Annotated in this window: 11 protein-coding genes; all 11 read left to right on the top strand. The window is 67.8% G+C overall.

The annotated features are described in order from the left end of the window. The first annotated feature begins 73 nt into the window (after positions 1 to 73). Positions 74 to 487 (top strand): cobalamin B12-binding domain-containing protein, encoded by a 414-nt coding sequence (locus HY726_03830; GenBank protein MBI4608119.1) that lies wholly within the window; start codon positions 74 to 76, stop codon positions 485 to 487. A 5-nt stretch (positions 488 to 492) separates the two neighbouring features. Then, entirely contained in the window at positions 493 to 1,638 is a 1,146-nt protein-coding gene (locus HY726_03825; protein ID MBI4608118.1) for an acyl-CoA dehydrogenase family protein, read from the top strand. A gap of 143 nt (positions 1,639 to 1,781) precedes the next feature. Next, entirely contained in the window at positions 1,782 to 2,582 is an 801-nt protein-coding gene (locus HY726_03820; protein ID MBI4608117.1) for an enoyl-CoA hydratase/isomerase family protein, read from the top strand. A 178-nt stretch (positions 2,583 to 2,760) separates the two neighbouring features. After that, positions 2,761 to 3,729, top strand: coding sequence for a CoA transferase subunit A (locus tag HY726_03815; GenBank protein ID MBI4608116.1), 969 nt, complete (start codon positions 2,761 to 2,763; stop codon positions 3,727 to 3,729). A 324-nt stretch (positions 3,730 to 4,053) separates the two neighbouring features. Continuing rightward, positions 4,054 to 4,848, top strand: a complete 795-nt coding sequence (locus HY726_03810; GenBank protein MBI4608115.1) for an acyl CoA--acetate/3-ketoacid CoA transferase subunit beta — start codon at positions 4,054 to 4,056, stop codon at positions 4,846 to 4,848. Further along, positions 4,848 to 5,648: an ABC transporter ATP-binding protein gene (locus HY726_03805; GenBank protein MBI4608114.1), complete on the top strand. Its 801-nt coding sequence runs from the start codon at positions 4,848 to 4,850 to the stop codon at positions 5,646 to 5,648. Before HY726_03810 ends, HY726_03805 begins: the two co-directional genes overlap by 1 nt. 94 nt (positions 5,649 to 5,742) lie before the next feature. Continuing rightward, positions 5,743 to 7,575, top strand: a complete 1,833-nt coding sequence (locus HY726_03800; protein MBI4608113.1) for an AMP-binding protein — start codon at positions 5,743 to 5,745, stop codon at positions 7,573 to 7,575. Next, positions 7,575 to 8,459 (top strand): branched-chain amino acid ABC transporter permease, encoded by an 885-nt coding sequence (locus HY726_03795; protein ID MBI4608112.1) that lies wholly within the window; start codon positions 7,575 to 7,577, stop codon positions 8,457 to 8,459. Before HY726_03800 ends, HY726_03795 begins: the two co-directional genes overlap by 1 nt. Positions 8,460 to 8,709: 250 nt before the next feature. Next, positions 8,710 to 9,771: a branched-chain amino acid ABC transporter permease gene (locus tag HY726_03790; protein ID MBI4608111.1), complete on the top strand. Its 1,062-nt coding sequence runs from the start codon at positions 8,710 to 8,712 to the stop codon at positions 9,769 to 9,771. Between the two features lie 19 nt (positions 9,772 to 9,790). After that, positions 9,791 to 11,032: an ABC transporter substrate-binding protein gene (locus tag HY726_03785; GenBank protein ID MBI4608110.1), complete on the top strand. Its 1,242-nt coding sequence runs from the start codon at positions 9,791 to 9,793 to the stop codon at positions 11,030 to 11,032. Positions 11,033 to 11,291: 259 nt separating this feature from the next. Further along, on the top strand, positions 11,292 to 12,003 hold a 712-nt coding region (locus HY726_03780), incomplete at its 3' end, for an ABC transporter ATP-binding protein (GenBank protein ID MBI4608109.1).

The raw sequence follows: 12,003 nt of genomic DNA, 5'->3' as shown, positions 1-12,003 counted from the left end.
GGCCTCGACGGCCCCCTCCGAACCCTCCCCCGGGAACGGCTTGCGCGGGCCAAGCCCGCGCTCGAAATGTGGGATGAGTGCGCGTAAGGTACGCGTGCTTGTGGCAAAGCCGGGGTTGGATGGCCACGACCGGGGCGCTAAGATCGTCGCCCGCGCGCTCCGGGACGCAGGCTTCGAGGTCATCTACACCGGGCTCCACCAGACACCGGAGCAGGTGGTGGCCACCGCGATCCAGGAGGACGCTGACGCGATCGGGCTCAGCGTCCTGTCCGGGGCGCACAACCACCTGTTCAAGCGTGTCCTCGAACTCCTGGAGGAGAAAGGGGCCGGCGACATCGTCGTGTTCGGCGGCGGTATCATCCCGCCCGAGGACGTCGCGGCGCTGAAGGCCCTCGGGGTGAAGGAGATCTTCACGCCCGGCACCTCCACCCAGACGATCATCAAGTTCGTCAGGGAGAACATCCGCCCGGCCGACAGCGCCGCCTGAGCCCGATGGACTTCGAGCTGACGCCCGAGCAGAGGGAGATCCGGCGGGTGGCCCGCGACTTCGCGGAGAGCGAGATCATCCCGGTCGCGGCCCGCTTTGACGAGGCCCACGAGTTCCCTCACGAGATCATCACGAAGCTCGGCGAGCTCGGCTTCATGGGCGCGCTCTTCCTTCCCGACTACGGCGGCGCGGGCCTGGACTATGTGTCGTATGCCCTCGTGGTCGAGGAGCTCTCGCGGGCCGACGGCTCGGTCGGTATCACCATGTGGGCCCACAACTCCCTCTGCTCCAACCACATCGCGCTCTTCGGGAGCGAGGCCCAGAAGCGCAGGTATCTCGTCCCGCTGGCTCGAGGGGACGCGCTGGGCGCCTGGGGGCTCACCGAGCCTGGCTCGGGGTCGGACGCCGCGGCCATGAAGACCCGGGCGGTCCGGGACGGCGACCAGTTCGTCCTCACAGGCACCAAGGCGTTCATCACGAACGCGAGCGTCGGCCGGTACGCGGTGGTCATGGCCGTGACCGATCCGCAGAAAGGGCAGAAGGGGATCTCGGCCTTCATCCTGGAGAAGGGGATGCCGGGGTTCAGCGTGGGACAGCGCTACCGGAAGCTCGGTCTCCACGCCTCCGACACCGCCGAGCTGGTCATGGACGGGGTGCCCGTGCCCGAGGGGAACCTCCTCGGCGAGCTCGACCGGGGGTTCATCAACTCCATGCAGGTTCTGGAAGGCGGGCGCATCGCGATGGCCGCCATGGCCGTGGGCCTCGCCCAGGCGGCGCTCGATGCTTCGGTCGCCTACATGAAGCAGCGGACGGCCTTCGGCAGGGCGCTGGCCGAGTTCAACGGGCTTCAGGGAATGATCGCCGAGATGGCCACCGACGTGGAGGCGGCCCGGCTCCTCACCCTTCGCGCCGCCTACCTCAAAGACAAGGGGCTGCCGGCCAGGCACGCCGCCTCGATGGCCAAGGTCTTCGCCTCCGAGGTCGGGATGCGCGCGGCCACGCGCGCCGTCCAGCTGCATGGCGGCGCCGGGTACATCACGGAGTTCCCCGTGGAGCGGATCTTCAGGGACGTGAAGCTCTGTGAGATCGGCGAGGGCACCTCGGAGATCCAGCGGCTGGTCATTGCCCGGGAGATCCTCCAGCTTGGCTAGGAGCGGGCGCATCTTCGAGCGCGGGCTTGGCCCGCGCAAGCCAGGGGGGAGGTTCGGAAGGGGGGCGGAGCCCCCCTCCGAGTGGGAGCGCATGGTCATTGCCCGGGAGATCCTGGAGGTCCGGTAGCCGGCAGCCGACCGCCATGGCCGACCCGAACGTGCTCTTTGATGTCCAGGCCGGGGTGGCGCGGATCACGCTGAACCGCCCCGACGTCCTCAACGCCGTGGACGTCGCCCTGGCCGCCCAACTCGCCGACGCCGTGGAGGCCGCGGCCAGGAACCCGAACATCTGGGTCGTGGTGGTCCGGGGCGCGGGATCTTCCTTCTCCTCGGGCATCGACCGGAATGCCCTCGCGGCAGGGGAGATCGGGGAAGCCTTCTACCGCCACTGGATCCGGGGGCTCAACGGCCTCGAGGACATGGGGAAGCTGGTGATCGCCGTGCTTCACGGGTACTGTCTCGGTGGTGGCCTCCAGCTTGCGCTCGCGTGCGATCTCCGGCTGGCCACGCGGGACTGTGTGCTCGCGCTCGGCGCCACCGCCCACGGCCTGGTCCCCGACGGTGCCGTGCTGAGGCTCGCCCGGGTCGTCGGGATCGGGCGCGCCAAGGAACTGGCCCTCCTCAACCCCAGGATTACGCCCGAGGAAGCCAGGGCCATCGGGCTCGTGAACTGGGTCGTAGGGTCCGACGAGGTCGAGGGGGCACTTGCCCGGATCACCGAGAGCGCGCTCCACGCGGCTCCGACGGCTGTCTGGCACACGAAGCGGCTTCTCCACGCGTCGTTTCACTCGGATCCCAGGGCCCTGGTCGAGGAGCTGATCCTGGCTCAGAAGGAGTGCATGAGGTCCTGGGAGATCGAAGTCGCGAACCGGGCATGGCACGAGAAGCGGGAGGCCCGGTACTACCCTCCGCCGGATGGGACGGGCCGGCCAGATGCAGGCTAAGTGCCTGTCTTGCTTGACAAGTCCGGTCCCGCTCCGGTACACTCGCCTCCCGCAGCGAGCGAGAGTTGATCGACACTTTGCGCCACCCTGGCCACGAAGCCTGGCGGCTCCTCTCGCGGAGAGATGACCCGGCCCCGGTTCGTGCCGCTCACGACCGACACCTGACAGGGGAAAAGGGGTGGAAATCCTCTCCTCAGGGGTAGGGGAGTTCAGGTTTACGGATCCCGACGCCGTGCGGGTCTGGATGCGGGACCGGAAGCGCCGGGACTTCGTGGACAAGACCCTCACCCCGGCCGAGGCGGTCGGCCGCTTCGTCGCCGACGGCGACTACGTCTCCTTCGACTTCTCCTCCTTCACCCGTGGTCCCCTTGTGTTGATCCGCGAGATCATCCGGCAGGGCCGGCGGGACCTCTGGTACTGCGCCAAGTTCACGCTGATGGAGTCGACGCTCCTGGTGGCCGCGGGCGCCTGTTCCAGGATCGATGTCGGCTTCATGGGGCTGGGCGACACGCTCAGCCGGGCCGTCGAGGAGGGGCGCGTGAGGGTCACCGAGTGGACGAACGGCACGCTGACCCTCCGCCACCTCGCGGGAGGGATGGGCGTACCGTTCCTCCCGACACGGGCGCTGCTCGGCTCTGATACGCTGAAGTACTCCGGCGCTACGGTCGTGAAAGATCCGTTCGGCGGCAAGCCCGTCGCCCTGGTGCCCGCGCTCAACCCCGACGTGGGGCTGATCCACGCCCATCAAGCCGACGTGTACGGGAACGCCCGGTGCTTCGGTCCCGGCGTCTCGCCGCTGGAGACAGCGATGGCCTCGAGGAAGGTCATCGTTTCCGCCGACGAGATCATCGACCACGATGATATCCGGAAGGACCCGGGCAAGACGACGATCCCGTACTATATGGTGGACGCGGTCGTGTACGCCCCGTTCGGCGCCTATCCGGGTGGCCTCCCCGGCGTGTACGAGATGGACTTCGAACATTTTGCCGAGTACTACACGCTGGAGCGCCAGGGTGAGCTGAAGGCGTACCTCGACAAGTATGTCTACAGCGTCGGATCGGACCAGGAGATGCTGGGGAACCGGGTGGGGCTCGCGCGGCTGAACGAGCTGCGTCGCCGCGCCACCATCAAAGAGGGCTACCGGTGACCGACGACCGCGAGCGGCCCATTCGCCGGAGGCGCGGCGAGCGCGGCCCGGTGGCCGGTCTCCGGTTCGAGCGAGCATGCCGAAAGGCGGTCGGGCACCCGTCGTGAGCGAGCGGGGCTGGGGAAGCCGGATCGCACACCCCGGGGCTCGCTCGTGCGCGCTGGCTATGAACATGACGCGAAGGCGAAGGTCGCACGCCGCGGGAGCGCATCCGGAGGGGCCCCGCCCCGCGCGGGCACCCACGCCGAAGGCGTGGGTCGGACGGGTGACCGCCGAAGGTGAGCGAGCGAGAACCGGAGACCGGACACCCGGGTCGAGGCGGACATGACGCGGGAGTTCACCGAAGCCGAGTTCATGATCGCCCAGTGCGCCCGGCTCCTGGAGGACCAGAAGACCGCCTTCATCGGCTTCGGCATGCCCCAGGTCGCGGCGATCCTGGCCCAGCGAATCCAGGCCCCGCAGCTCGTCCAGGTCTTCGAGTTCGGCGCGATCGGGCCGACCCCGCTCACGCCCTTCGTCCGCAACACCATGGGCGGGCCCTCGAACTGCTACCGCTCGATCGCGTGGACCAGCATGAACCAGATCTTCGCCCAGGCCCAGGTCGGCCTCGTCGATTACGGCGTGCTCGGCGCGACCCAGATCGACCTCTACGGCAACATCAACTCGACGATGCTCGGGGAGGATTACGCGAGGCCAAAGAAGCGCTTTCCGGGGTCGGGAGGCGCCAACGAGGTCGCCTCTTACTGCTGGAAGACGATCGTCATCATGATGCACGAGCGGCGCCGCTTCGTTCCGCGGGTGGATTTCATCACCTCGCCTGGGTACCTGGACGGAAGCCCGGGGGCGCGCGAGCACGCGGGGCTTCCGGCGGGGACCGGACCGTGGCGCGTCGTGACCTCGCGGGCCGTCTTCGGCTTCGACGACGACTCGAAGAAGATGACGCTGCTCGGCGTCCTCCAGGGTTACACCCCCGAGGAGGTGTTGGCCGAGATGGAGTTCAAGCCGCTCGTGGCCACGGGCGTGGAGGAACTTTCTCCACCGACGAGTCAGGAGCTCAGGATTCTCCGCGAGGAGATCGACCCTGCCCGGACGATCATCGGGCGGACCGGGAAGGCGTGATGGGTGAGCCGATCCTCACGGCCGGGGGGATCCACCTGGCGTTCGGCGGCGTCAAGGCCCTGCGCGGCGTCAGCGTGGAGGTCCGTCAGGGGGAGATCTTCTCCCTCATCGGTCCCAACGGGGCGGGCAAGACGGTGCTGCTCAACTGCATCAACGGCCTCTACCACCCTCAGCACGGGCGCATTGCGTTTGAGGGGAGGGATCTGGGCGGCCTCAAGCCCTACCAGCGGGCCATGCTCGGAATCTCCCGGACGTTCCAGAAGATCGAGCTGTTCAGCGGGATGACCGTGCTCGACAACATCCGCCTCGGTCGCCACATGCACATGCGGACCGGGCTCCTGACGGGCAGTCTCTACGTCGGTCCGGCCGCCCGGGAGGAGATCGAGCACCGGGAGTTCATCGAGCGTGAGATCATCGACTTCCTGGAAATGACCCACCTCCGCGACAAGGTCGTGGGGATGCTCCCCTACGGGCTCCAGAAGCGCGTCGAGCTCGGGCGGGCGCTTGCCCTCGGCCCGAAGCTCCTGCTCCTGGACGAGCCCATGGCTGGGCTCAACCTGGAAGAGGTGGAGGACATGGCGCGCTTCGTCCTCGACATCAACGAGGAGCCGCGCTGGCGTGTGACCTGTGTCCTCGTCGAGCACGATATGGGCGTGGTGATGGACATCTCGCACCGGGTCGCGGTTCTGAACTTCGGCGAGAAGATCGCCGAGGGAAGCCCCGAGCAGATCCAGGCCGACCCGCTGGTGCACGACGCCTATCTGGGGGAAGAGGAGGCAGACTACGCGTCGCGCCGGTGAGGGCCATGCCCGGCGGGTGCAGATCACGCCGGAGCTATCGCTGACGAAGCTCCTCCTGGAGACCGCGCGTCACTATGGTGAGCGCAAGGTCGCCATGCGCGAGAAGGAGTTCGGCATCTGGCGCCCGGTGACCTGGCGCCAGTACCTGGCCCAGGTGCGCTTCCTCGCGCTCGGGTTCACCGCGCTCGGCCTCAACCGCGGCGACAAGGTGGCGCTGATCGGTCACAACCGGCCCGAGGGGCTCTGGGCGGAGATGGCGGTGCTCGCCGTGGGCGGCGTCGTCGTCTGGCTCTACCAGGACGCGCTGATCGACGAGGTCCAGTACGTGGTGGACCATTCGGATGCCCGCTTCCTGGTCGGCGAGGGCCAGCAGGAGGTGGACAAGGGGCTGGCTATCAAGGAGCGCTGCCCCAAGCTGGAGCGGATCATCTGGGACGACCCGAAGGGGATGCGAGGATACTCGGACCCGTGCCTCATGAGCCTGGCCGAGGTCCGCCGCCTGGGGCACGAGTTCGATGCACGGGACCCGGAAGCCTTCGAGCGGATGGTGGCCCGGGGAACCGGGGACGGTGTGGCGCTCCTCTTCTACACGTCCGGCACCACGGCCCAGCCCAAGGGGGCGCTCCTCACCCACACCAACATGCTCAAGATGGGCCAGAACATGCTGGCGGTGGACCCGTGTCGCGAAAGCGACGACTTCGTCTCGTTCCTCCCCTTCGCCTGGATCGGCGAGCAGATGATGTCCATCTCGTGCGGCCTCCAGGCCGGCTTCACGCTGAACTTCCCGGAGGACCCCGAGACGGTCCAGCACGACATCCGCGAGATCGGCCCGCAGGTGCTCTTCTCGCCGCCACGCATCTACGAGCAGATGGTGCGGACCGTCCAGGTCAAGGTGCTGGACGCGCCGAAGCTCAAGCGGCGCGTCTACAGCTGGGCGCTGAAGATCGGGGGCCGCGTGGCCGACCTCCGGTTCGCCAAGGCGCAGGTCCCGGCCTGGCTCGGGCTCGCCAACACGCTCGCCGGCCTGCTGGTCTTCAGGAAGCTCCGGGACCACCTGGGGCTCGGCCGGATCCGTCACGCCTACACCGGCGGGGCCGCCCTCGGCCCCGACCACCTGCGCTTTTTCCACGCCATCGGGGTGAACCTGAAGCAGATCTACGGCCAGACCGAGATCGCGGGAATCTCGGTCCTCCATCGGGACGGTGACGTGAAGTTCGACACGGTGGGCTTGCCGATCCCCGAGACCGAGGTCTGCGTCGCCCCGGACGGTGAGATCCTTTCCCGGAGCCCGTGCGTCTTCAACGGCTACTACAAGATGCCGGAGGAGACCGTGCGCACGCTCCGGGACGGCTGGCTCCACTCCGGCGACATCGGCTTCATCGACGGGGACGGCCACCTGGTGGTCTTCGACCGCCGCAAGGACGTGATGACACTCGCCGACGGGAGCCGGTTTTCGCCCCAGTACATCGAGACCCGGCTCAAGTTCAGCCCGTACATCAAGGACGCCTGGATCCTGGGCCACGGGCGGGACACGGTGACCGCCGTGATCTGCATCGACGCCGGCGTAGTCGGCAAGTGGGCGGAGGACCACCACATCCCGTACACCTCCTATCCCGAGCTGTCGCAGAAGCCGGAGGTCCGGGCGCTCGTCGCGGAGGGGGTCGCCCACGTGAACAAAGGGCTGCCCGCAGCCGCGCGCATCCGCCGCTTTGTCAACCTGCACAAGGAGTTCGACGCGGACGATGAGGAGCTGACGCGCACGCGGAAGCTCAGGCGCGCGTTCCTCGAGGAGCGATACCGAGATATCGTCGAGGGACTCTACTCGGGGACGACCGAGATCCACCTGGACACCACGATCACGTACGAGGACGGCCGGGTGTCCCACTCGAAGACCACGCTGGGCGTGGTCACGGCGCCGGGGACGTGATGGCGATCTTCCTCGAGCTGTTCCTCTCGGGCATCATGGTGGGCTCCATCTACGCGCTGGTGGCGCTCGGCTGGACGCTCATCTACAAGTGCTCGGGCGTCCTGAACCTCGCCATGGGCGAGCTGACGTTGATCGGCGCCTACCTCTGCCTCACCTACTACCAGTGGGGCTTCCCGTTCCCCGTCGCGCTCGCGTGTACGCTCGTCACCGGCTTCATCCTCGGGCTGGTGACGGAGCGGCTCTTCCTGCGCCGGATGATCGGCGAGTCCATCCTGGCCGTCATCATGGTCACAGCCGGCCTCTCGTTCTTCTTCCGCGCGCTGGTGGGCTTCACGTGGGGGACGGACACGGTGGTCTTCGACCCGCCCGTCTTCCCGCGTGAGCCGGCGCGCTTTTTCGGCATGGTCTTTGGCCAGGTCTATATCTGGAGCTTCGTCGCGGCCATCGTGCTCCTGGTCGTGTTCGTCTGGTTCTTCCAGCGCAGCCGCTGGGGGCTGTCGATGCAGGCGACCGCTGACGACGAGATGGCGGCGCTGTCCCTCGGCGTGTCGGCGAAGCGGGTCTACGCGCTCGCGTGGGCGATCGCCTTCATGGCGGCGGGGGTCGGCGGGACGCTGCTCGGAAACATCAACGGGCTCAACATCTCGGTCGGCTACCTCGGGCTCCTGGTGCTCCCCGCCGTCGTGCTAGGCGGCCTCAACTCCGTCCCCGGGGCCATCGTCGGCGGCATCGCCATCGGTGTGCTCCAGAACCTGTCCGATGTGTATCTCGGCAAGCTGACCCAAGGGGGGGTCAAGGAGATTGCCCCGTTCGTCTTCATGGTCATCGTCCTCCTCATCCGCCCGTACGGTCTCTGGGGCTGGGTGAAGATCGAAAGGGTATGAGCGCCCGACGCGTCCTGTCTCGGGTCGCGGCCTCCGGGGCCGCGGGTCCTGTCGCCCCCTCCCCACGCCTTCGGCGTCGGGGGCCCAGCCCCACCGTCGGCGCCCGGGTACCCGCGCCGAAGGCGTGGGTGCGCCCGGTGTGGGGGACCCCCCGGCGCCGCCGTTGGGGCTCCCCGCTCGCCGCACCACCCGCGGCCCGCGTGAGATCCGCCAGCGCGACCCGGCGTCCGTCATACCGAGCGACTGGATAATGTATCTTCCGAGCGGGGTGTACCACGAGACCTACGGAGCCAGCCACGCCTGGTGGCAGACTGGCTTCGTGCGGGGCAAGATGGTTCTCCTCGTCGCGTTCGTCGCGACGCTCCCGCTCTACGCCAACCTCTACGTCGTGTCGGTGGCCAACATTATCCTGTACACGATTCTCTCGGCCCTCGGCGTCCAGCTCCTGATCGGCTACTGCGGCCAGATCACGCTCGGCCACGCCGCGTTCATCGCGGTCGGGGCCTACGCCACGGCGATGGGCGTCCTCTTCTGGGGCCTGCCGTACCCGGTGGCGGCCTTGGTCGGCTGCCTCCTCGCCGGCGTGTGGTCCGTCGTCTTCGGCCTGCCGTCCGCGCGGATCAAGGGCTTCTACCAGATCATGACGACGATGGCCGCCCAGTTCATCACCGTGGACTTCATCATCACGCATTACGTCAGCAGGGTCGGTGGGCGGGAGCACTACTTCTCGCTCCCGCCGGGGACGATCACGATCGCCGGCTGGCCGGTGGACAGCGAGGTGAAGGTCTACTACCTGGCCTCGGCCCTCACGATCCTGTCCATGGCGGCGTTGGCGAACCTGCTCCGCACGCGGGTCGGCCGGGCCTGGATCGCGATCCGCGACAACGACATCGCTGCCGAGGCGATGGGCGTCAACGTGGTCGCCTACAAGCTCCTGGCTTTCTTCGCCGCCGGAGTCCTGGCGGGGATCGCCGGGGCGGTCTGGATTCCCTCGCTCCTCTTCGTGAGCCCGGAGCACTTCCAACTCTCGTGGGGGCTCTGGCTCGTCGGGGTCATCCTGATCGGCGGGATCGGCAGCCTCTACGGGGTGGCGTTCGGCTCGATCTTCGTCACGGGGATCCTGGAGCTGCTCAAGTTCGCCGTCATTCCGCTGTCGGACGTCTACCCCGCGCTGACGGAACGGTTCCTCTACGTGAAAGAGGCCGCCTTTGGCCTGGCGATCGTGCTTTTCCTGCTCTACGAACCCCGGGGGCTCGCCTACCGGTGGCAGCAAACCAAGAACTATTTCAACCTCTGGCCGTTCGCGTATTAACCCCAAAAGGAGGCCCAAAATGAGACGATTGGCGCTCGGCATGCTGACGCTGGCGCTCCTGCTCCTCGGCGGAACCGCCTGGGCGCAGGAGGTCAAGCTCGGGTCGCTCAACGACCTGACGGGTCCCACGTCCGACGTCGGAAAGGACATCGCGCTCGGGATCCGCGAGGCGGTGCAGTACGTGAACGATACCGGCGGCATCAACGGCAAGAAGATCCGGCTCTTCCTCTATGACTACGGCTATCGGGTGCCGGAGGCGATCACGACGTACAAGCGCTTTCGGGACTTCGACCGCGTGGTGGGGGTCCTCGGGTGGGGCACTGGCGATACGGAGGCGCTCTCGCCCACCGTGGGCAAGGACCGGCTCCCCTACCTTTCCCATTCGTTCGCGGCCAAGCTGACGGATCCGAAGACGGCCCCCTACAACTTCGTGTACGGCACCGACTACTCCTCCAACGCGCGCGCGGCCATGACGGTCTGGGTCGAGGAGGTCTGGATGAAGGACCCGCGGTTCCGCGAGGCACGGGCCAAGGGGGAGAAGCCGCGGATCGTGATGTTCTACGCCTTCCCGGTGCCGTACTCGAGCGCACCCATCAAGGCACTGAAGAACCACGCGGAGCTCCTGGGCTTCGAGGTCGGGGCTGACCAGGACGTGTCGCTGGTGGCGCTCGACACCAAGAGCCAGGTGCTGGCCGCCAAGGGGTTCAAGCCCCACCTGGCCTGGCACGGGAACACCACCATGTCGGTGGCGGCGACCATCAAGGACGCACACGCGCTCGGGCTCGGCGCCGATCACATCGTGAACAACTGGGGGTACGACGAGAACCTGGTCCGGCTGGCCGGTCCGGCTGCGGAAGGTGTGATGGGGATCGCCGTCAACGCCTTCTACGGCGACAAGGTGCCGCTCATGGAGAAGGTGCTCGAGTACGGCAAGAAGGTCAACCCGGGCGTGCCGCCCGAGGCCAGGATGATCCGCACCGTGCAGTCGTGGGTCCAGGTGCTGATGATGGCCGAGGCCATGAAGCGCGCCGACAGGGCGGGCAAGCTGAACGGCCCGGGACTCAAAGAAGCGTTCGAGACATTCCGGGACTGGACCCCCGGGCTCGGCCGGCCGCCCATCACGCTGTCGCCCACCGATCACCGGCCCGGGTCGGTGATCCCCATCTACCGGATCAAGGCTGGGAAGTTCGAGCTCGTCAAGCAGGTCGACCTCAAGGCGAAGTGGCCCAAGCAGTGGGACGGAGAATGGTTCGGTTACTAGTTCCTTTCGCTGCCCGCCCAGCGGGTCCTGTCGCGGCGAACAGCCCCACCGTCGGGGCCACCCCCGCCCCACCCGCTTCGCGGGTACCCGGGGACCCCCGGCCCCTCCGGTGGGGCGGGGCCCCCGACGCCGAAGGCGTGGGGAGGGGCGCCGCGCCACCCGCTGGGCCCGCTGCGATCGGCGCCCGCCTCGCTTGCGCAGAGGGGAGGGGCGTGAGGTGCTGAAGGTTAGCAACATCGAGGTCCTGTACCACGAGGTGATGCTCGCCTTGAAGGGGGTGTCCCTCGAGGTGCCTCCGCAGGGGATCGTCGCGCTCCTCGGCGCGAACGGCGCCGGCAAGAGCACCACGCTGAAGGCGATCTCCGGGCTGCTCAAGCACGAGAACGGGCACGTCGCCGAAGGCTCCATCGAGTTCCTCGGCGAGCGCATCGACCGGAAGTCGGCGGAGGAGATCGCCCGGATGGGGATCATCCAGGTGATCGAGGGTCGGCGGGTCTTCGAGCACCTGACCGTGGAGCAGAACCTGCGCGTCGGCGGCCATCTCCGGGCGGACCGCGGGACGGTCGGCGCGGGACTCGAGATGGTCTACCACTACTTCCCCCGGCTCAAGGAGCGCCGGAACGTGGCCGCCGGCTTCGTCAGCGGCGGCGAGCAGCAGATGCTGGTGATCGGCCGGGCCCTGATGGCCCGGCCCAAGCTGCTGCTCCTCGACGAGCCATCCATGGGGCTCGCGCCGCTCCTGATCAAGGAGATCTTCGAGATCGTCACGCAGCTCAACCAGAAGGAGGGGATCCCGGTTCTGGTCGTTGAGCAGAACGCGAAACTCGCCCTCTCGGTGGCGCGGTACGCGTACGTGCTCGAGAACGGGCGGGTCGTCATGGACGGGGACTCGGAGAAGCTCCGGGAGAACCCGGACATCCGCGACTTCTACCTCGGGCTGACCGACCTGGGGACGCGGAAGAGCTTTCGCG

Source organism: Candidatus Rokuibacteriota bacterium (assembly GCA_016209385.1).
Classification (GTDB): domain Bacteria; phylum Methylomirabilota; class Methylomirabilia; order Rokubacteriales; family CSP1-6; genus JACQWB01.
Note: the sequence above shows the minus strand (reverse complement) of the source record. Positions and strands in the feature narration are given on the sequence as shown.